Origin of the sequence: Escherichia sp. TW14182, from assembly GCF_000208525.1 — a bacterium.
In the GTDB taxonomy this organism is placed as follows: Bacteria; Pseudomonadota; Gammaproteobacteria; order Enterobacterales; family Enterobacteriaceae; genus Escherichia; species Escherichia ruysiae.
In genome coordinates this window covers 1-20,105 of the sequence record NZ_AEJZ01000136.1, presented here as the reverse complement: position 1 = coordinate 20,105, position 20,105 = coordinate 1, and the positions used below count along the sequence as shown (strand labels likewise).

Genomic DNA, 20,105 nt, shown 5'->3' with positions numbered 1-20,105 from the left:
GGCGTGAACGCCTTATCCGGCCTACGCGTCCGGCACCTGTCTTTTACATCATTTCAATCACATCATCATCGCCAGGCTTACCGCCGCTTAACGCCTCGTCGAAGTAATGTTTCGGAATGGTATAACGCAAGTGATCCAGGGCAAATTGCATACTGCGATTATCGATCGCATGACCTAAATCCTCCACGATATCCAGCGTCACATCTCCACCGGCGTTAATTAACGCTTCCTGCGCCGCAACCGCGTGAGCCAGATCGATAACCGGATCTTCACCACCGTGGATCAGGTGAATTGTTGTAGCAGTAGAAGCCGTTTCCGGCAGGCTGGCATAGCGTCCGTTAAAGGCGATGACGCGTGAGGCAAGTCCCGGTTCGGCTTTAATACTCTCCAGCGCCATAATGGCCCCTTGTGAGAACCCGATCAGCGCCGTAGCGTTAGCCCCTACTCCGCTCTGTTTCTGCCAGTAGCGTACCGTCTCAATAAACGTCGGCATTATGGCATCCACCCGCGCCTGGCGATTCTCTTCCGTTACGCCCTGCACCGAAAACCATTGACGCCCTGCCGGATTACCGCTCGGCTCAGCACCACCGACACTTACCACCAGCGCATCTGGAAACAACGGTGCAAACCAGCTACCGATTTCCCCCATTGCCACCGGGTTATCCCCGACACCGTGGAAAAGCAGTAACAACTGTTGGGCAGGTTTATCCGGGCTTTGAACAACAAAATGGTCATGTTTCATGGCGAACTCCTTAACTGATGTCATTAATTTTACGCCGCTGACTCACAATGACCATGGGAGAAAATTGAAGGAGTCAGTGAAAAAATTGCCATTGTGTTATGCGATTGCGCAGGCGTTCAGTGCGGACATCATCAAGTGCGAATAGCGCCTGCGCGGCTTCTTCGCGTTGGCAAACCAGCAATGCCTTACGGCCTGAAAGTTTAAGTGTGGTACATAACTGCGCGTCGCTGACGTTTTTCTGCAACCGTCCTCGCAGCGCCGGTAATGCCCGTTCACTGGTTTGCAGCAGGCGTGTTAAACAACCTAACGACGTTAAAAGGGGACGATGGGCGAAAGCAAAACCGGCCAGTTCAAGCCAGTCATTATCAGAAAGCATGATGTCGTTTAACGGATCAACCGAGATGCTTTCACCATTCCATTGCGAGAGAATTTGTGCGTCGCGGCGTAAACGATAATGCTCACATTCTGCCAATTGTTTACCCGCTTCGCTAATGGGTAATAGTGCCATCGCCGTATAACAGCCGCTACTGGCTTCGCGATGATTACCCATCCGTACCAGCACAAAACCGCAGCGTTGCCAGAAACGCCATAATTCCTCGGTGTAGCCAAAACTCACCGAAAGATAGTCGAGGCCATGCATATATTGCACAGCGTCAGCAATAAGTTGCTGCCCTGTACCTTCCCGCTGACGCGCCGGATGGACGGCAATGCGGCTGACACGCCGTCCGCGTAACGTTGCTGCCAGTGGATTGCTACCGTGTGCCGCCAGCGACTGAGCCACCAGGTTGCCACGCGGGCGACGAAAACCCGCCCATACCGCCTGACTGAGCTCTTCAGATAATCCCCCCTCATCCACCAGCCACAGCGCCCCGGCAATCTCGTTTTCGCAAGCAGCTTGTAAAAAATGTTGTCCAGGCGCGTCCATCATCCGGCGTAAATCCAGCGGTGAAGTCCGGTAGTGCGCACCAGACAATAACTGGTAAACCTTTAACGGCGTTTCTGGCTTGCTTCGCCATGAAGTCTGTTCAAATGCAGAAATGGTGATCTTGCCTTGTGGTACGCGCGTGAAGGTTTCATCGTCAAAAACCAGTGCCTCGCTAACCATTTTTTCCAGCGGGCATCCCTGCGCCCAGCGGATCGGCTGTTGCAATTCAAAACGCTGCAAATGCGGGAAGCGGGCGCAAAATTTCAGCAAAAAGCCACGCCCGGTGCCTTCATAGCCCTGCACCGTAGTGGTTAACAAAGTACGCGGAAAGCGTGATACCAGTTGATGTAATAGTGGGGCGGGTATTGCAGCAGCTTCATCGACAACCAGCCAATCAGCTTTTTCATCACTGGACAGCAATGCATCCGGCGCAACAAAACGAAACTTCTCTCCGGCAAATTGTGCCAGCACATTCGTTGCGGCTCTCGCAGGCGCAGTGACTATCGCACTGCCAGCGATACGGGAAATGAGTTGCCCTGCCAGCGCCGACTTACCGCGTCCGCGCGCAGCAGTTACCGCTGCCACGCCCGGTGGCATAGTCAGAAGCTGTTGTAGTATCTGTTGTTGTTCTGGTTGCGGTGCGCCGGTAGCGGATTGCCAGTCAGTACGGGGAGCAAAATGCGCCAACGTGAACGGCTGATTTTGCCGCCAGAGGATAGCGTCGTTATCCGCCGTAAGTACGCGTTTGAGATGCTGGACAAAATGCGGTGTAGCGATGGGACTGGCGCAATCACTCCAGCGCAGCGAATCAGCATCGGGATGGTTTTCCCATTCTTCCCATACAGGGAGTAACAAAACCAGCCAACTGCCCGCTTTCAGCGTTCCACCAAGCGCCGCAAAGGCTGCGGCATCAAAGCCCTGGCGAGCATCGAATACCGAATGCTGGAACTCGCGCCCAAGTAAAGTTTGTAGCGCCGCTGGCGTACAGTGGTTTTCAGAAGTTGGCTGCGGCGATACCCACAGCCAGTCGCCAGGTAATGCGTCACGCAATTTGAGTGCATGTTCACAGCACCAGCATGCATCCCCGCTCAACACCAACAGGCGGCGAATCCCTTCGCGTTTCATTTGCGCTGTGAATGTGTGTAGCGCGGTCAGTTCAGCCATCCCTGCCCCGAAAGTTAAATGCTTTTACCGAAAGTATTGCATTGTGCCGGATCGCCGCTGTCGAAACCACGTTTAAACCAGCTATAGCGTTGTTGGGATGTACCATGAGTAAAGCTGTCCGGCACTACCCGCCCCTGACTTTGCTGCTGTAAGCGGTCATCGCCGATGGCTTGCGCCGCATTCAGCGCCTCTTCCAGATCGCCAGTTTCCAGAACGCCTTGTTGCTGCATACTGTGCCCCCAGACACCGGCAAAACAGTCGGCCTGGAGTTCCATACGCACAGATAAGCGGTTCACTTCCGCCTGCGTCGCGTTTTGTTGCAATTGACGGACTTTCGGTTCAATGCCTAACAGTTTCTGCACATGATGACCGACTTCATGGGCGATAACGTATCCCTGAGCGAAATCACCATCCGCGCCCAGTTTGTCTTTCATGTCATCATAGAAAGAGAGATCGATATAGACCGTACCATCCGCCGGGCAATAGAACGGCCCCATAATGGACTGTCCGGCGCCGCAACCGGTGCGTGTCATTCCGCGATACATCACCAGCTTCGGTTGCTGATAAGTCTTACCCATCTTCTCGAATTGCTGTCCCCAGGTGTCTTCCGTGGTTGCCAGAATTACCGAGGTGAATTTTGCTGCTTCATCTTCATTTGGGCTAATTGAGCGCGTTGATTGCTGTTGGGAAATCGGCTGTCCGGTCATCAACCCAGTTAAATCAACACCATAGTAGCCAGCAACCAGCACCACTACCAGTAAAATCAGCCCACCTTTACCGCTTGGCAGACGGAAACCGGGACCGCCCATTGACGGACCACCAGAGCTGTTTCGCCTGTCTTCAACATTGTCACTTTCACGACGCCCTTGCCAGCGCATAGATACCTCAACAATATATTCATTATAGTGATGATCGTAGGTGCTTCAGAGGAAGATTACCACAGAAAAACGGGAGGAAATGATGGAGGAATGAGCGTTCAATTCACGTATTACAAGAGCGGTCATCTTGCCGTGCCAGCAGCACGGCAAGATGATGAACAGAAAAATCAGTCCAACTGTACACCCAGGCGGCGGGCGACGGCTTCATAGGCCTCGATCAGGCCACCGAGGCTCTGGCGGAAACGGTCTTTGTCCATTTTCTCCAGCGTTTCTTTGTCCCACAGGCGGCTGCCGTCCGGGGAGAACTCATCGCCCAGTACTACTTCACCTTTGTACAGGCCAAACTCCAGCTTGAAGTCGACCAGAATCAAACCAGCATCATCGAACAGTTTTTTCAGCACGTCGTTCGCTTTGTAGGTCAGCTCTTTCATACGCGCCAGGTTCTCTTTGCTCACCCAGCCAAAGGTTTCGCAGTAAGATTCGTTGACCATCGGATCGTGCATGGCGTCGTTTTTCAGGAACAGATCGAACAGCGGCGGGTCCAGCTCAATACCTTCTTCGATTCCAAGACGTTTCACCAGAGAGCCAGCAGCACGGTTACGCACGACACACTCAACCGGCACCATATCCAGCTTTTTCACCAGACATTCAGTATCGGAGAGCAGACGCTCCATTTGAGTCGGGATACCCGCTTCAGCCAGTTTGCTCATAATGAAGTAGTTGAACTTGTTGTTCACCATACCTTTGCGATCAAACTGCTCAATGCGCGCGCCATCACCTGCTGACGTATCATTGCGGAATTCGAGCACCAACAGATCCGGGTTTTCCGTGCTGTATACGGTTTTCGCTTTACCACGATACAACTCAGCTTGCTTTTGCATCTTTATCACTCCTGGGTGTGAATTAACGTTTTAAAATCTTTTGCTGTCTGGTGTGCCGGATATTTTGTCGGATGCGGCGTGAACGCCTTATCTGACCTGTGTCCGACAAACAAATTTCGTGCGAATTAACGCTAAAATCGCGTTTTTCTGCCGACGCACACGTTTGCGTATCATAACAGAAAAAAGGGCCGGATTACTCCAGCCCTGTATTTTTACTTGCTAAACGCTGCCTGGAAGACAGATACCAGTGCGTCGTTTTGGCTTTGAGTCAGCGTATGGCCTTTCGGATCGATGAACTGCAAGCTGCTGCGGTTATCCAAATCACCGACTTGCAGTTTATAGTCACCGGATGCCAGGCCTGGATCGCTCGCGCCCAGTTCCTGCCAGTCGCTGTCAGACAACGGCTTATAGGTCACGGCCATGCTGCCCTGCGAACGGGTGCTGTCGGTCACTTTCATGCCCACTTTTTCCAGCGCCGCTGGCAGACGTTGCCAAACCACGTTGAACGGCCCGCGAACGACCAGCATTGGTAAGCCTGTGTCATCAGCAGCACTTTGTACGTCCATGGTGGTGGAAGCGCGGTTTTGTGCCGCATTAGCCGCATCGGTCACGGATTTATCCAGACCGGCGGAAATGACGTTCATCATCTCCGTGCTGTAACGCTGCATGGAAGCCGCGTCTGCAACCGGTTTGCCCGCCTGCTCCAGGTTCAGCAGTTTCACCGTTACCGCCTGCTGATAACCCTGCGGTTTAACAGAGATTTGATAACGACCGCGATACTGCTCGTCTTCGTCCAGACGATTCCATTGCACCCAATCGGTAGTCAGCGTCTGACCAGCATCATCGCGTTGGGTAATGGTGTAGTTTTTCGCCTGCAGCACGCTAACAACCTGCGGCCACAAAGTATTACCACGACCATTTTCTACCAGCAGCGAGGCGGTGTCGCCCGTAAACTGGGTACGTGCGCCGGAAATCAGCGCCAACGGCTGGGCAGGTGGACGAATGTCCAGCGCCTTACCGACAGCACCGCTACCGTTGGTCACCGGTATTGCATAATCACCGGAAGTCACCGGCAAAATCATTCCTGCCGGGGCATGAAGCTCCGCAAGCGGTGCCGCTTCCAGATAGGCTTCATCACCACTCACCTGACGCTTATAGCGTGAGTCAGAACTACAGGCTGCGAGTAACAGAACAAGCGATACACCCGCAACCTTTGCCAGGCGCGACTTTTGAACAGAGTAAGCCATCAAATCTCCCTAAACTTTACAGCAAACCGGCATACTTAAGCGCCGCTCTGACCGTCTCACGACCACTGTCGGTGATTGGTGTCATTGGCAGGCGCAGCGTATCGGTCGCCACAAGACCCAGTTCCTTACATGCCCATTTCACCGGGATTGGATTGGGTTCGACAAATAGTTTGTTGTGTAATGGCATCAGACGCTGGTTAATAACGCGTGCCTCGGCAAAATGCCCTTCTGCCGCCAGTTTGCACATCTGAGCCATATCACGCGCTGCGACGTTAGCAGTAACGGAAATAACGCCATGACCACCTAACTGCATGAAGTCCAGCGTGCTCGCATCATCGCCGCTCAGCAGAACAAAATCGTCTGAAACCAGCTCTTTGATCTGGTTAACACGCGTTAAGTTCCCTGTTGCCTCTTTGATTCCGATAATATTTTTTACTTTCGCCAGACGGCCCACCGTTTCTGGTAGCAGATCGCAGCCAGTACGGGACGGCACATTATACAGGATTTGCGGCAGGTCAGTATGTTCAGCGATGGCTTTGAAATGCTGATACAGACCTTCCTGCGACGGGCGGTTGTAATAAGGGGTCACCGTCAGGCAGCCAGCAATGCCACTGTCATTGAAACGCTGTGTCAGGCTAATGGCTTCCGCAGTAGCGTTAGCGCCGGTTCCGGCAATCACCGGAATACGCCCGTCAGCCAGCTCCAGGGTCATCATCACCACATCAACATGTTCGTCATGATTCAGGGTAGCGGACTCACCAGTGGTGCCAACAGAAACAATCGCCGAAGTACCGCTGGCGACATGATAATCAATCAGTTTTTTTAAGCTAGCCCGACAGACATTACCTTTTTCATCCATCGGAGTAACAATCGCGACAATACTTCCCGTGAACATGGGCCATCCTCTGTGCAAACAAGTGTCTCAATGGTACGTTTGGTATGGCATTAAAATCAAGCAAACAGAACCGTTCTGATTGTTGTATGCATGTTTTTTTTATGCTTTCCTTAAGAGCTACTCTCCCCCTTGAAGGAATAACCGGTTTGACACTGTCATCGCAACATTATCTGGTGATCACTGCGCTGGGTGCCGATCGCCCAGGAATTGTGAACACTATCACCCGTCATGTCAGTAGTTGCGGCTGTAATATTGAAGACAGTCGCCTGGCGATGCTGGGAGAAGAGTTCACCTTTATCATGCTGCTTTCCGGTTCATGGAACGCAATCACCTTGATCGAATCAACGTTACCGTTGAAAGGTGCCGAACTGGATCTTTTAATCGTGATGAAGCGCACGACGGCTCGTCCGCGTCCGCCGATGCCAGCATCTGTCTGGGTTCAGATCGATGTGGCAGATTCACCGCATTTAATTGAACGCTTTACCGCACTTTTTGACGCGCACCATATGAACATTGCGGAGCTAGTGTCTCGCACGCAACCTGCTGAAAATGAACGAGCTGCGCAACTGCATATTCAGATAACCGCCCACAGCCCGGCGTCTGCGGATTCAGCAAATATTGAACAAGCTTTCAAAGCACTATGTACAGAACTCAATGCGCAAGGCAGTATTAGCGTCGTCAATTATTCCCAACATGATGAACAGGATGGAGTTAAGTAATGAATCCACTGAAAGCCGGTGACATCGCACCGAAATTTAGCTTGCCGGATCAAGACGGAGAACAAGTTAATTTGACCGACTTCCAGGGACAGCGTGTTCTGGTTTATTTCTACCCGAAAGCCATGACCCCCGGCTGTACCGTACAAGCCTGTGGCTTACGCGATAACATGGATGAGTTGAAAAAAGCCGGTGTTGATGTACTGGGTATTAGCACCGATAAACCCGAAAAACTCTTCCGTTTTGCGGAAAAAGAGCTGCTCAACTTTACGCTTCTGTCTGATGAAGACCACCAGGTGTGCGAACAATTCGGCGTCTGGGGAGAGAAGTCCTTCATGGGCAAAACCTACGATGGTATTCACCGCATCAGCTTCTTGATCGATGCTGACGGCAAAATCGAACATGTCTTTGACGATTTCAAAACCAGCAATCACCACGACGTAGTGATTAACTGGCTGAAAGAACACGCCTGATTACTTTGCTCCATTCCGTGCTGGCTGCGCTTGCGGCCAGCACTCCTCACCTCCGGCGATATAGCGGAATGAAGGTTAATCTTGCGCAATTTGACCATCGGGCCAGGCATGGATTACCGCTTTAATTAGCGTCGCCAGAGGAATGGCAAAGAACACCCCCCAGAATCCCCACAGACCACCGAAGATCACCACCGATAAAATAATCACCAGCGGATGCAGGTTAACCGCTTCGGAGAACAACACCGGTACTAACAGGTTGCCATCCAGCGCCTGGATAATCAGATATACCGCGAAACAGCTCCAGAATTCAGTGCCAGCACCAAACTGGAATAGCGCCACGCCGACCACCGGAATGGTCACCACAAATGCGCCAATGTACGGAATAAGCACCGAGAAACCGACCAGCACCGCCAGCAGCAGTGAATAGTTCAACCCGAAAAGCAAGAACCCCAGCCAGGTGGCTATCCCCACCACAATCATCTCCAGTACCTTGCCACGGATGTAGTTGGTGATTTGCTGGTTCATCTCCTTCCAGACCTGACCTGCCAGCCCACGGTTACGCGGAAGCACCCGGCGGACGACATTCAACATTTGCTCTTTATCTTTCAGAAGGAAAAAGACCATCAGCGGCACCAGAACAAGATAGACGGCAATGGTCAGCAGGCCCACCAGCGAGGCGAGAGAGATTTTCACCACCGAATCGCCCATGGTGAGCATCCGGCTGCGCATATTGTCGGCCATCGCATCAATAATGCCCGCATCCATTAACGCCGGATAACGGCGCGGCAACGTGGCGGCAAAATCAGATAGCTTATTGAGCATCCCCGGCATATCGCGGATTAAATATATGCCCTGCTGCCAGGCGATAGGCAGTACCACGAACGCCATCAGCAGCAAAATTCCAACGAAAACCACCAATACAATCGACGTCGCCCAACGGCGGGAACAGCCAATAGATTGCAGGCGCACGGTTGGCCATTCAAGCAAATAGGCCAGCACAATAGCCACCAGCAACGGTGCGAGTAGGCCACTAAAGAAAAAGATAATGCCAAATCCGGCAACTAAAATAACCAGCAAGGCAATCGCTTCCGGGTCGCTAAAACGGCGGCGATACCATTGCATCAACATTTCGAGCATAAAGACCTTCCCTGAACCTCAAGAGCGGGATTGCGATCCGCAATTGTATCGAAATGTCACAAAAAAGACTTCGCTTTTTATGACGGATTCAGGAAACTGAAAAGTCATTTGAGTGGGTTAATCTTCGCCGTTACACTCAAAGGCGGCGCGGTGGGAACGATATTTTACAGTATCGGTCAAATGACTATCTCCAGAAATACAGGACAGAGGTTATGTTCAGGCAGTTGAAAAAAAACCTGGTTGCAACCCTCATTGCTGCTATGACCATCGGTCAGGTAGCCCCGGCGTTTGCCGATAGCGCAGACACCTTGCCGGATATGGGAACCTCCGCAGGAAGCACGCTTTCCATTGGTCAGGAAATGCAGATGGGCGACTATTATGTCCGCCAGCTACGCGGCAGCGCACCGTTAATTAATGACCCGCTATTAACGCAATATATTAATTCGCTGGGGATGCGCCTGGTTTCACATGCCAACTCAGTTAAGACGCCGTTCCATTTCTTTCTGATCAATAACGACGAAATCAACGCCTTTGCTTTCTTTGGCGGCAACGTGGTACTGCACTCTGCCCTGTTCCGTTATTCCGATAACGAAAGTCAACTGGCTTCAGTTATGGCACACGAAATCTCCCACGTCACCCAACGTCACCTGGCGCGAGCGATGGAAGATCAGCAGCGCAGCGCGCCACTGACCTGGGTCGGGGCGTTAGGTTCTATTTTACTGGCAATGGCCAGCCCGCAGGCGGGGATGGCGGCGCTGACCGGTACACTGGCGGGAACGCGCCAGGGGATGATCAGCTTCACCCAGCAAAATGAACAGGAAGCGGACCGCATTGGTATTCAAGTGCTGCAACGCTCGGGGTTCGATCCGCAGGCGATGCCGACCTTCCTCGAAAAACTGCTCGATCAGGCGCGTTACTCTTCGCGTCCGCCGGAAATTTTGCTGACTCACCCACTGCCGGAAAGCCGTCTGGCTGATGCCCGTAACCGTGCCAATCAGATGCGCCCAATGGTGGTGCAGTCGTCGGAAGATTTCTATCTGGCGAAAGCGCGCACACTGGGGATGTACAATTCCGGACGTAATCAGCTCACCAGTGATTTGCTGGATGAATGGGCAAAAGGTAACGTTCGTCAGCAACGAGCGGCGCAATATGGTCGTGCTCTACAGGCGATGGAAGCCAATAAATACGACGAGGCACGGAAAACGCTGCAACCGTTACTGGCGGCAGAACCCGGCAACGCGTGGTATCTCGATCTGGCTACCGATATCGATCTTGGGCAAAACAAAGCCAATGACGCGATCAATCGCCTGAAAAATGCCCGTGATTTGCGCACCAATCCTGTGTTGCAGCTCAACCTGGCGAACGCTTATCTGCAAGGGGGGCAACCACAGGAAGCCGCCAATATTCTGAACCGCTACACCTTTAACAATAAAGATGACAGCAATGGCTGGGATTTACTGGCACTGGCGGAGGCCGCGCTAAATAATCGCGATCAGGAACTGGCAGCGCGAGCAGAAGGTTATGCGCTCGCCGGGCGACTCGATCAGGCAATTTCCTTGTTGAGTAGCGCCAGTTCGCAGGTGAAATTAGGCAGCCTGCAACAAGCGCGTTACGATGCGCGCATCGACCAGTTGCGCCAGTTGCAGGAACGCTTTAAGCCTTATACCAAGATGTAATTTGCATTAAAGGAAGAACAATGACCAAACAGGTAAAAATCTACCATAACCCACGCTGTTCAAAGAGCCGGGAAACGCTGACCCTGCTGAAAGAAAACGGCGTGGAGCCAGAAGTGGTGCTCTACCTTGAGACTCCCGCCGATGCGGCAACGCTGCGCGATTTGCTGAAAATGCTGGGGATGAATAGCGCCCGTGAATTGATGCGCCAGAAAGAAGATCTTTATAAAGAGCTGAACCTGGCTGACAGTTCGCTTAGCGAAGAGGCGCTGATTCAGGCGATGGTGGATAATCCGAAGCTGATGGAGCGCCCGATTGTGGTCGCCAATGGCAAAGCGCGGATTGGACGTCCACCGGAGCAAGTGCTGGAAATCGTGGATTAAGATGTGCCTCATCGCTAGTTAAGGCACATTGCCGGATGCGACGCTTGCCGCGTCTTGTCCGGCCCAGGAATACTATGGATTAACTTCGCGTAGGTCGGATAAGGCGCTCACGCCGCATCCGACAATAAACACCTTATCTACAACTTCAGAATTTCTTTCACAAACGGAATGGTCAGCTTACGTTGCGCGGTAATCGACGCACGATCCAACTGATCCAGTGTCATAAATAGCGTGCGCATCTCTCTGTCGAGCCGCTTCAGCAAGAAGCGTCCCACATCTTCCGGCAGTTCAAAACCACGCAAACGCGCGCGTAACTGTAGCGCCTGCAACTTATCTTCATCAGAAAGTGGCTGCAATTTGTAGATCTGCCCCCAGTCAAGACGCGACGCGAGATCCGGTAATCCCAGATTCAACTGACGCGGTGGGCGATCGCCGGTGATCAACAACCGTGTTTTGCCCGACTCCAGAATCCGATTGTAGAGATCGAAAATCGCCATCTCCCACAACTCATCGCCGGCAATACACTCAATATTGTCGATGCAAACCAGCGACAAATGCTCCATACCGTCGAGCACTTCAGGTACAAACCAGGTGCGTTTATCCAGCGGGACATAGCCCACCGCATCACCACGCTGCGACAATTCCGCGCAAGCCGCGTGCAGCAGATGGCTGCGCCCCGCGCCTTCGCGTGCCCAGAGATAGATGTAACCGCTATGTTCCTGACGCAGCACGTTTTGCAGCGCGGCCAGTAGAGAGGAGTTATCCCCCGGCCAGAAACTTGCAAAGGTTTCGTCGTCAGGAAGATAAAGTGGCAAAGAGAGCTGTGCCGGTGTGTTCAGAGATACCTCAACCAGGATTTCACAAAATCGCGAGAAGTTTACCACAGAATCCCATGATGTTTGAACCGGGCAGCAGCACTGCCCGGTCGGTACATTATTTGTCTGTTATATCTGCGTCTTCTGCGTCCAGCACCACTTCTTCAGGGCGCAGCACGCTAATCAGTTTGAAGATCAGGCTTAAGCCGATACCGACGATAGTCGCCAGCGCCATGCCTTTCAGCTCCGCCGCGCCGATGTTTACCTTGGCACCACTGACGCCGATGATCAAAATCACGGAAGTCAGGATCAGGTTCTGTGCTTTGTTGTAATCCACTTTCGATTCGATCAACACACGAATACCGGAAGCACCGATGACACCGTAAAGCAGCAGCGAAACGCCGCCCATCACCGGCAATGGAATCATCTGGATAGCAGCAGCCAGTTTACCGACGCAGGAAAGCAGGATAGCGAAAATCGCCGCCCCGCCGATAACCCAGGTACTGTAAACACGGGTGATCGCCATCACGCCAATGTTTTCCCCGTAGGTGGTGTTTGGCGTGGAGCCAAAGAAGCCGGAGATCACGGTCGACAAGCCGTTAGCAAACATCGAACGGTGCAGACCCGGATCGCGCAGCAGATCTTTTTTGACGATATTAGCCGTTACTACCAGGTGCCCTACGTGTTCGGCAATAACCACTAACGCCGCTGGCAGAATTGTCAGAATGGCAAACCACTCGAAGCGCGGCGTATAGAGGGTTGGCAGCGCAAACCAGTGAGCATTAATAATCGGCGTGGTATCGACAATTCCCATGGCGAAAGAGAGCGCGTAGCCCACCAGCACGCCAATTAAAATCGGGATAATTGCCAGGAAACCACGAAACAGCACGGAACCTAAAACCGTAACCGCCAGGGTGGTAATGGAGATGATGATGGTTTTGGAGTCTGGCGTTTGCCCTTCAGCCGGGAGTAACCCCGCCATACCGGCAGCTACGCCCGCCAGCTCCAGACCGATGACGGCAACGATTGCGCCCATTGCCGCAGGTGGAAACAGCACGTCCAGCCAGCCGGTTCCCGCTTTCTTCACGATGAAAGAGACCAGGCAGAACAGCACGCCGCACATAATAAAGCCGCCCAGCGCGACTTCATATCCCAATGGCAACAGTAACAATACCGGTGAAATAAAGGCAAAGCTGGAACCAAGATAAGCCGGGATTTTCCCTTTACAGATGAAGAGATACAGCAGCGTCCCGATACCGTTAAATAACAGTACAGTCGCCGGGTTAATATGAAATAAGACGGGCACCAGGACGGTTGCACCAAACATGGCGAACAAATGTTGCAAACTAAGCGGGATTGTCTGTAAAAGTGGCGGTCTTTCACTCACCCCGATAGCACGGCGCGTCATAGTATATTCCTCTGTATTATGTGTTATAGGCGCTTTACTCAAAAAAAAGCCGACTCTTAAAGTCGGCTTTAATTATTTTTATTCTTTATTTTGTACCAAAGATTTTGTCACCGGCATCGCCAAGACCCGGAATAATGTATCCGTGCTCGTTCAATCCCTGGTCAATCGATGCAGTATATAGCTCGACGTCCGGGTGCGCTTTTTCCAGCGCAGCGATACCTTCTGGTGCAGCGACCAGCACCAGAACTTTGATGCTGCTGCAGCCCGCTTTTTTCAGCAGGTCGATAGTCGCGATAACGGAACCACCGGTTGCCAGCATTGGGTCAACGATCAGCGCCATACGCTCATCGATGTTAGAAACCAGTTTCTGGAAGTACGGTACTGGTTCCAGCGTTTCTTCATTACGGTACATACCGACTACGCTGATGCGCGCGCTCGGAACGTTTTCCAGCACGCCATCCATCATCCCCAGACCAGCGCGCAGAATCGGCACCACGGTAATTTTCTTACCTTTAATCTGGTCGATTTCCACCGGGCCGTTCCAGCCTTCGATGGTTACTTTTTCAGTTTCGAGGTCAGCGGTCGCTTCGTAAGTCAGCAGGCTACCCACTTCGGAAGCGAGTTCGCGAAAGCGCTTGGTGCTGATATCTTGCTCACGCATCAGTCCCAGCTTGTGTTTGACGAGTGGGTGTTTGACTTCCACGATCTTCATACTCTTTCTCCTTTGAGGGCAGCCACAAAAAAAATCGACGGATTATACCGCCTTTCTTCAAGGCGGCAATATTATTTTCGTTGACCTCAGTCAAGATCATAAAGATTTTAGATAAAGTTATTTTATAATCAAATAGTTAATAGTGGTAATTATCCTGGCAAAAAATCATTCATCCGCTCTATGTACACATTTTTTTTGTCACTCTCTCGGTAAAAAGAGGTTAAAAAAGGTTATGTAAAGCAGTCTCGCAAACGTTTGCTTTCCCTGTTAGAATTGCGCCGAATTTTATTTTTCTACCGCAAGTAACGCGTGGGGACCCAAGCAGTGACCGATAAAACCTCTCTTAGCTACAAAGATGCCGGTGTTGATATAGACGCAGGTAATGCTCTGGTTGGAAGAATCAAAGGCGTAGTGAAGAAAACGCGTCGCCCGGAAGTGATGGGCGGTCTGGGCGGCTTCGGTGCGCTGTGTGCGTTGCCGCAAAAATATCGTGAACCCGTGCTGGTTTCCGGCACTGACGGTGTAGGCACCAAGCTGCGCCTGGCAATGGACTTAAAACGTCACGACACCATTGGTATCGATCTGGTCGCCATGTGCGTTAATGACCTGGTGGTGCAAGGCGCTGAGCCGCTGTTTTTCCTCGACTATTACGCAACCGGAAAATTAGATGTCGATACTGCTTCATCAGTGATCAGCGGCATCGCCGAAGGTTGTCTGCAATCCGGGTGTTCGCTGGTAGGTGGCGAAACGGCGGAAATGCCGGGGATGTATCACGGTGAAGATTATGACGTTGCGGGTTTCTGCGTTGGCGTGGTAGAAAAATCAGAAATCATCGACGGTTCTAAAGTCAGCGACGGTGATGTGCTGATTGCGCTTGGCTCCAGCGGCCCGCATTCGAATGGCTATTCGCTGGTGCGCAAAATTCTCGAAGTCAGCGGTTGTGATCCACAAGCCACCGAACTTGATGGTAAGCCATTAGCCGATCATCTGTTGGCACCGACCCGCATTTACGTGAAGTCAGTGCTGGAGTTGATCGAAAAGGTCGACGTGCACGCTATTGCGCACCTGACCGGTGGCGGCTTCTGGGAAAATATTCCGCGCGTATTGCCGGAAAACACTCAGGCAGTCATTGATGAATCCTCCTGGCAGTGGCCGGAAGTGTTCAACTGGCTGCAAACGGCGGGTAATGTCGAGCGCCATGAAATGTATCGCACCTTCAACTGCGGCGTCGGGATGATTATCGCCCTGCCTGCTCCGGAAGTGGACAAAGCTCTCACTCTGCTTAATGCCAACGGTGAAAACGCGTGGAAAATCGGTATCATCAAAGCCTCTGATTCCGAACAACGCGTGGTTATCGAATAATGAATATTGTGGTGCTTATTTCCGGCAACGGAAGTAACTTGCAGGCAATTATAGACGCCTGCAAAACCAACAAAATTAAAGGCACCCTACGGGCAGTTTTCAGTAATAAGGCCGACGCGTTCGGCCTTGAACGCGCCCGCAAAGCCGGTATTGCAACGCATACGCTCATCGCCAGCGCGTTTGACAGTCGTGAAGCCTATGACCGGGAGTTGATTCACGAGATCGATATGTACGCTCCCGACGTGGTTGTACTGGCCGGTTTTATGCGCATTCTCAGCCCGGCGTTTGTCTCCCACTATGCTGGTCGTTTGCTGAACATTCACCCTTCCCTGCTGCCAAAATATCCCGGTTTGCACACCCATCGTCAGGCGCTGGAAAATGGCGACGAGGAACACGGTACATCGGTGCATTTCGTTACCGATGAACTGGACGGTGGGCCGGTTATTTTACAGGCAAAAGTCCCTGTATTTGCCGGTGATACAGAAGATGAAATCACCGCCCGCGTACAAACCCAGGAGCACGCTATTTATCCGCTGGTGATTAGCTGGTTTGCCGATGGTCGTCTGAAGATGCACGAAAACGCCGCGTGGCTGGATGGTCAGCGTCTGCCGCCGCAGGGCTACGCTGCCGACGAGTAACGCCGCCGTAGTTAAAGCGCCAGCCCTGCGTTGGCGTTTTTCAATTCACCTGTAAATCGCAGGCTCCAGCAGTTTTTTTCTCCCTTTTCTGGCATAGTTGGACATCTGCCAATATTGCTCGCCATAATATCCAGGCAGTGTCCCGTGAATAAAACGGAGTAAAAGTGGTAATGGGTCAGGAAAAGCTATACATCGAAAAAGAGCTCAGTTGGTTATCGTTCAATGAACGCGTGCTTCAGGAAGCGGCGGACAAATCTAACCCGCTGATTGAAAGGATGCGTTTCCTGGGGATCTATTCCAATAACCTTGATGAGTTCTATAAAGTCCGCTTCGCTGAACTGAAGCGACGCATCATTATTAGCGAAGAACAAGGTTCTAATTCTCATTCCCGCCATTTGCTGGGCAAAATTCAATCCCGCGTGCTGAAAGCCGATCAGGAATTCGACGGCCTCTACAACGAACTATTGCTGGAGATGGCGCGCAACCAGATTTTCCTGATTAATGAACGCCAGCTCTCTGTCAATCAACAAAACTGGCTGCGTCATTATTTTAAGCAGTATCTGCGTCAGCACATTACGCCGATTCTAATCAACCCTGACACTGACTTAGTGCAGTTCCTGAAAGATGACTACACCTATCTGGCGGTAGAAATTATCCGTGGCGACACTATTCGTTACGCGCTGCTGGAGATCCCCTCAGATAAAGTGCCGCGCTTTGTGAATTTGCCGCCGGAAGCACCGCGCAGACGCAAGCCTATGATTCTTCTGGATAACATTCTGCGTTACTGCCTTGATGATATTTTCAAAGGCTTCTTTGATTATGACGCGCTGAATGCCTATTCAATGAAGATGACCCGCGATGCTGAATACGATTTAGTGCACGAGATGGAAGCCAGCCTGATGGAGCTGATGTCTTCCAGTCTGAAGCAGCGTTTAACCGCAGAACCGGTGCGTTTTGTTTATCAGCGCGATATGCCCAGTGCTCTGGTTGAGGTGTTGCGCGAAAAACTGACGATTTCCCGCTACGACTCCATCGTACCCGGTGGTCGTTATCATAATTTTAAAGACTTTATTAATTTCCCCAATGTCGGCAAAGCGAATCTGGTGAATAAGCCACTGCCACGTTTACGCCACATTTGGTTTGATAAAGCCCAGTTCCGTAACGGTTTTGATGCCATTCGCGAACACGATGTGCTGCTCTATTATCCTTATCACACTTTTGAACATGTGCTGGAACTGCTACGCCAGGCCTCGTTCGACCCAAGCGTACTGGCGATTAAAATTAACATTTACCGCGTAGCGAAAGATTCGCGCATCATCGACTCGATGATCCACGCCGCTCACAACGGTAAGAAAGTCACCGTGGTGGTTGAGTTACAGGCGCGTTTCGATGAAGAAGCCAACATTCACTGGGCAAAACGGCTGACTGAAGCGGGCGTACACGTGATTTTCTCTGCGCCGGGGCTGAAAATTCACGCCAAACTGTTCCTGATTTCACGTAAAGAAAACGGCGAAGTCGTGCGTTACGCGCATATCGGAACCGGGAACTTTAATGAAAAAACCGCGCGTCTTTATACCGACTACTCACTGCTGACCGCCGATGCGCGCATCACCAACGAAGTACGGCGGGTGTTCAACTTTATTGAAAATCCATACCGTCCGGTGACTTTCGATTATTTAATGGTGTCGCCGCAAAACTCCCGTCGTTTGCTGTATGAAATGGTGGATCGTGAGATAGCCAACGCTCAACAAGGGCTGCCTTGCGGTATTACCCTGAAACTGAATAACCTGGTCGATAAAGGTCTGGTCGATCGACTGTATGCGGCCTCCAGTTCCGGCGTGCCGGTAAATCTACTGGTACGCGGAATGTGTTCGCTGATCCCCAATCTGGAAGGTATTAGCGACAATATTCGTGCTATTAGTATTGTCGATCGTTACCTTGAACATGATCGGGTTTATATTTTTGAAAACGGCGGCGATAAAAAAGTTTACCTTTCTTCCGCCGACTGGATGACACGCAATATTGATTATCGTATTGAAGTGGCTACACCGCTACTCGATCCCCGACTGAAGCAGCGGGTGCTGGACATCATCGAAATTCTGTTCAGCGACACGGTCAAAGCGCGTTATATCGATAAAGAACTCAGTAATCGCTACGTCCCCCGTGGTAACCGCCACAAAGTACGGGCGCAATTGGCGATCTACGACTACATCAAATCACTCGAACAATCTGAATAACCCTATGCCAATACACGACAAATCCCCTCGCCCACAGGAGTTTGCTGCGGTCGATCTTGGTTCAAACAGTTTCCACATGGTCATTGCCCGTGTGGTTGATGGCGCAATGCAGATTATTGGTCGCCTGAAACAACGGGTACATCTGGCGGACGGCCTGGGGCCAGATAATATGTTGAGTGAGGAAGCGATGACGCGTGGCTTAAACTGCCTGTCGCTGTTTGCCGAACGCCTGCAGGGTTTTTCTCCTTCCAGCGTCTGTATTGTCGGAACCCATACTCTACGTCAGGCGCTGAATGCCACTGACTTTCTGAAGCGAGCAGAAAAGGTTATCCCCTACCCAATTGAAATTATTTCCGGCAACGAAGAAGCGCGTCTGATTTTTATGGGCGTGGAGCATACCCAGCCGGAAAAAGGCCGCAAACTGGTTATTGATATTGGTGGCGGCTCAACAGAACTGGTGATTGGTGAAAATTTCGAACCTATTCTCGTGGAAAGTCGCCGGATGGGTTGTGTCAGCTTTGCCCAGCTTTATTTCCAGGGCGGCGTCATCAATAAAGAAAATTTTCAGCGCGCACGCATGGCAGCAGCGCAAAAACTTGAAACCTTAACCTGGCAATTCCGTATCCAGGGCTGGAATGTGGCAATGGGCGCTTCCGGCACCATTAAAGCTGCTCATGAAGTGTTGATGGAAATGGGCGAGAAAGACGGGATAATTACCCCGGAACGTCTGGAAAAACTGGTAAAAGAGGTTTTACGGCACCGTAATTTCGCATCGCTGAGTTTACCGGGTCTTTCCGAAGAGCGGAAAACTGTCTTCGTTCCTGGACTGGCGATTTTATGCGGTGTGTTTGATGCCTTAGCCATCCGTGAACTGCGACTTTCTGACGGGGCGCTTCGTGAAGGCGTACTGTATGAGATGGAAGGACGTTTTCGCCATCAGGATGTGCGTAGCCGCACCGCCAGTAGTCTGGCTAACCAGTATCATATCGACAGTGAACAGGCACGACGGGTGCTGGATACCACTATGCAAATGTACGGACAGTGGCGAGAACAACAACCGAAGCTGGCGCATCCGCAACTGGAGGCGCTCCTGCGATGGGCCGCCATGCTGCATGAGGTCGGGTTGAATATCAACCATAGCGGTTTGCATCGCCACTCCGCTTATATTCTGCAAAACAGCGACTTGCCGGGTTTTAATCAGGAACAGCAGTTGATGATGGCGACACTGGTGCGCTATCACCGTAAAGCGATTAAGCTCGACGATCTGCCGCGCTTTACCTTGTTTAAGAAGAAACAGTTCCTGCCACTGATTCAGCTATTACGCCTTGGCGTATTACTCAATAATCAACGTCAGGCTACCACCACGCCGCCAACATTGACGCTGATTACCGATGACAGCCACTGGACCCTGCGTTTTCCGCATGACTGGTTTAGCCAGAACGCGCTGGTATTGCTTGATCTGGAAAAGGAACAAGAATACTGGGAAGGCGTGGCTGGCTGGCGACTAAAAATTGAAGAAGAAAGCACGCCTGAAATTGCGGCTTAATATGAAATGAAAACGGGCCAACATATTATGTTGGCCCAAATAAATTACGCGCTTTCCCGGACTGGCTCTCTTTCACCCAGTATCGCCACTAACGGCTGAGGTTCACCAATCAAAAATCCTTGCAGATAATCAATACCTAAAGAATGCACCGCTTTGCGAATCTCTTCATTTTCAACATATTCCGCAACCACTTGCATTTTCTTCATTCGCGCCAGATGACAAATTGACGCCACTATCTGGTAATCCGTAAGCGCTCCGTCTGTAACGTCTTGT

General features: G+C 51.6%; 19 protein-coding genes. 8 read left to right on the top strand and 11 right to left on the bottom strand.

The window, feature by feature from the left end; genetic code table 11:
* Window positions 1-43: 43 nt before the first annotated feature.
* The 6 genes from ypfH to dapA form a co-directional block, all read right to left on the bottom strand.
* Complete coding sequence (gene ypfH / locus EQY_RS0112615; RefSeq protein WP_000679838.1) at window positions 44-742, bottom strand: esterase; 699 nt, start codon at window positions 740-742, stop codon at window positions 44-46.
* A 73-nt stretch (window positions 743-815) separates the two neighbouring features.
* On the bottom strand, window positions 816-2,831 hold the full coding sequence (tmcA, locus tag EQY_RS0112610) for a tRNA cytosine(34) acetyltransferase TmcA (protein WP_000829299.1): 2,016 nt from the start codon (window positions 2,829-2,831) through the stop codon (window positions 816-818).
* 14 nt (window positions 2,832-2,845) lie between these two features.
* The gene (ypfJ, locus tag EQY_RS0112605; RefSeq protein ID WP_001267512.1) at window positions 2,846-3,709 is read right to left on the bottom strand and encodes a KPN_02809 family neutral zinc metallopeptidase; all 864 of its coding nucleotides are present in this window, start codon (window positions 3,707-3,709) and stop codon (window positions 2,846-2,848) included.
* Window positions 3,710-3,876: 167 nt separating this feature from the next.
* Entirely contained in the window at window positions 3,877-4,590 is a 714-nt protein-coding gene (gene purC / locus EQY_RS0112600) for a phosphoribosylaminoimidazolesuccinocarboxamide synthase (RefSeq protein WP_010344579.1), read from the bottom strand.
* Window positions 4,591-4,802: 212 nt separating this feature from the next.
* Complete coding sequence (gene bamC / locus EQY_RS0112590; RefSeq protein ID WP_010344578.1) at window positions 4,803-5,837, bottom strand: outer membrane protein assembly factor BamC; 1,035 nt, start codon at window positions 5,835-5,837, stop codon at window positions 4,803-4,805.
* Window positions 5,838-5,853: 16 nt separating this feature from the next.
* On the bottom strand, window positions 5,854-6,732 hold the full coding sequence (dapA, locus tag EQY_RS0112585) for a 4-hydroxy-tetrahydrodipicolinate synthase (RefSeq protein WP_010344577.1): 879 nt from the start codon (window positions 6,730-6,732) through the stop codon (window positions 5,854-5,856).
* Between the two features lie 146 nt (window positions 6,733-6,878).
* Between dapA and EQY_RS0112580 the strand changes: the two genes are divergently transcribed.
* Together EQY_RS0112580 and bcp are read left to right on the top strand one after the other, a co-directional pair.
* A complete protein-coding gene (locus EQY_RS0112580) occupies window positions 6,879-7,451 on the top strand; it encodes a glycine cleavage system transcriptional repressor (protein WP_000176182.1) in 573 nt (190 codons plus the stop codon).
* Window positions 7,451-7,921, top strand: coding sequence for a thioredoxin-dependent thiol peroxidase (bcp, locus tag EQY_RS0112575; RefSeq protein WP_001068678.1), 471 nt, complete (start codon window positions 7,451-7,453; stop codon window positions 7,919-7,921). Before EQY_RS0112580 ends, bcp begins: the two co-directional genes overlap by 1 nt.
* A 75-nt stretch (window positions 7,922-7,996) precedes the next feature.
* On the opposite strand, the gene EQY_RS0112570 is transcribed toward bcp, so the two are convergent.
* On the bottom strand, window positions 7,997-9,058 hold the full coding sequence (locus EQY_RS0112570; RefSeq protein ID WP_000892039.1) for an AI-2E family transporter: 1,062 nt from the start codon (window positions 9,056-9,058) through the stop codon (window positions 7,997-7,999).
* A gap of 212 nt (window positions 9,059-9,270) precedes the next feature.
* On the opposite strand from EQY_RS0112570, the gene bepA reads away from it, so the two are divergent.
* A complete protein-coding gene (gene bepA / locus EQY_RS0112565; RefSeq protein WP_000489664.1) occupies window positions 9,271-10,734 on the top strand; it encodes a beta-barrel assembly-enhancing protease in 1,464 nt (487 codons plus the stop codon).
* Window positions 10,735-10,754: 20 nt separating this feature from the next.
* On the top strand, window positions 10,755-11,114 hold the full coding sequence (arsC, locus tag EQY_RS0112560; RefSeq protein WP_000166470.1) for an arsenate reductase (glutaredoxin): 360 nt from the start codon (window positions 10,755-10,757) through the stop codon (window positions 11,112-11,114).
* 137 nt (window positions 11,115-11,251) lie between these two features.
* Here the strand turns inward: arsC and EQY_RS0112555 are convergent, their stop codons facing one another.
* From EQY_RS0112555 to upp, 3 genes are all read right to left on the bottom strand, one after another.
* Window positions 11,252-11,953 carry a DnaA inactivator Hda gene (locus tag EQY_RS0112555; protein ID WP_001307333.1) on the bottom strand — a complete coding sequence of 234 codons (702 nt, stop codon included), beginning with the start codon at window positions 11,951-11,953 and terminating at the stop codon, window positions 11,252-11,254.
* A gap of 94 nt (window positions 11,954-12,047) precedes the next feature.
* The gene (uraA, locus tag EQY_RS0112550) at window positions 12,048-13,337 is read right to left on the bottom strand and encodes a uracil permease (protein WP_000198328.1); all 1,290 of its coding nucleotides are present in this window, start codon (window positions 13,335-13,337) and stop codon (window positions 12,048-12,050) included.
* An 85-nt stretch (window positions 13,338-13,422) separates the two neighbouring features.
* Entirely contained in the window at window positions 13,423-14,049 is a 627-nt protein-coding gene (gene upp / locus EQY_RS0112545) for a uracil phosphoribosyltransferase (RefSeq protein WP_001295473.1), read from the bottom strand.
* A 324-nt stretch (window positions 14,050-14,373) separates the two neighbouring features.
* On the opposite strand from upp, the gene purM reads away from it, so the two are divergent.
* The 4 genes from purM (at window position 14,374) to ppx (ending at window position 19,832) form a co-directional block, all read left to right on the top strand.
* Window positions 14,374-15,411: a phosphoribosylformylglycinamidine cyclo-ligase gene (gene purM, locus EQY_RS0112540; RefSeq protein ID WP_024212556.1), complete on the top strand. Its 1,038-nt coding sequence runs from the start codon at window positions 14,374-14,376 to the stop codon at window positions 15,409-15,411.
* Window positions 15,411-16,049, top strand: a complete 639-nt coding sequence (gene purN / locus EQY_RS0112535) for a phosphoribosylglycinamide formyltransferase (protein WP_001028605.1) — start codon at window positions 15,411-15,413, stop codon at window positions 16,047-16,049. Before purM ends, purN begins: the two co-directional genes overlap by 1 nt.
* A gap of 170 nt (window positions 16,050-16,219) precedes the next feature.
* Window positions 16,220-18,286: a polyphosphate kinase 1 gene (gene ppk1 / locus EQY_RS0112530; protein ID WP_024212555.1), complete on the top strand. Its 2,067-nt coding sequence runs from the start codon at window positions 16,220-16,222 to the stop codon at window positions 18,284-18,286.
* Window positions 18,287-18,290: 4 nt separating this feature from the next.
* Entirely contained in the window at window positions 18,291-19,832 is a 1,542-nt protein-coding gene (gene ppx, locus EQY_RS0112525) for an exopolyphosphatase (RefSeq protein ID WP_001121374.1), read from the top strand.
* A 44-nt stretch (window positions 19,833-19,876) separates the two neighbouring features.
* Here ppx and EQY_RS0112520 read toward each other — a convergent pair.
* Window positions 19,877-20,105 (bottom strand): EAL domain-containing protein (locus tag EQY_RS0112520; RefSeq protein ID WP_000300334.1); only part of this gene is annotated, 229 nt, incomplete at its 5' end.

Coding starts and splice junctions, on each gene's coding strand:
- arsC (WP_000166470.1), top strand. CDS start 10,755: ATGACCAAACAGGTAAAAATCTACCATAACCCACGCTGTTCAAAGAGC.
- bepA (WP_000489664.1), top strand. CDS start 9,271: ATGTTCAGGCAGTTGAAAAAAAACCTGGTTGCAACCCTCATTGCTGCT.
- tmcA (WP_000829299.1), bottom strand. CDS start 2,831: ATGGCTGAACTGACCGCGCTACACACATTCACAGCGCAAATGAAACGC.
- ppk1 (WP_024212555.1), top strand. CDS start 16,220: ATGGGTCAGGAAAAGCTATACATCGAAAAAGAGCTCAGTTGGTTATCG.
- upp (WP_001295473.1), bottom strand. CDS start 14,049: ATGAAGATCGTGGAAGTCAAACACCCACTCGTCAAACACAAGCTGGGA.
- bamC (WP_010344578.1), bottom strand. CDS start 5,837: ATGGCTTACTCTGTTCAAAAGTCGCGCCTGGCAAAGGTTGCGGGTGTA.
- bcp (WP_001068678.1), top strand. CDS start 7,451: ATGAATCCACTGAAAGCCGGTGACATCGCACCGAAATTTAGCTTGCCG.
- uraA (WP_000198328.1), bottom strand. CDS start 13,337: ATGACGCGCCGTGCTATCGGGGTGAGTGAAAGACCGCCACTTTTACAG.
- ppx (WP_001121374.1), top strand. CDS start 18,291: ATGCCAATACACGACAAATCCCCTCGCCCACAGGAGTTTGCTGCGGTC.
- purC (WP_010344579.1), bottom strand. CDS start 4,590: ATGCAAAAGCAAGCTGAGTTGTATCGTGGTAAAGCGAAAACCGTATAC.
- ypfJ (WP_001267512.1), bottom strand. CDS start 3,709: ATGCGCTGGCAAGGGCGTCGTGAAAGTGACAATGTTGAAGACAGGCGA.
- ypfH (WP_000679838.1), bottom strand. CDS start 742: ATGAAACATGACCATTTTGTTGTTCAAAGCCCGGATAAACCTGCCCAA.
- EQY_RS0112570 (WP_000892039.1), bottom strand. CDS start 9,058: ATGCTCGAAATGTTGATGCAATGGTATCGCCGCCGTTTTAGCGACCCG.
- dapA (WP_010344577.1), bottom strand. CDS start 6,732: ATGTTCACGGGAAGTATTGTCGCGATTGTTACTCCGATGGATGAAAAA.
- purN (WP_001028605.1), top strand. CDS start 15,411: ATGAATATTGTGGTGCTTATTTCCGGCAACGGAAGTAACTTGCAGGCA.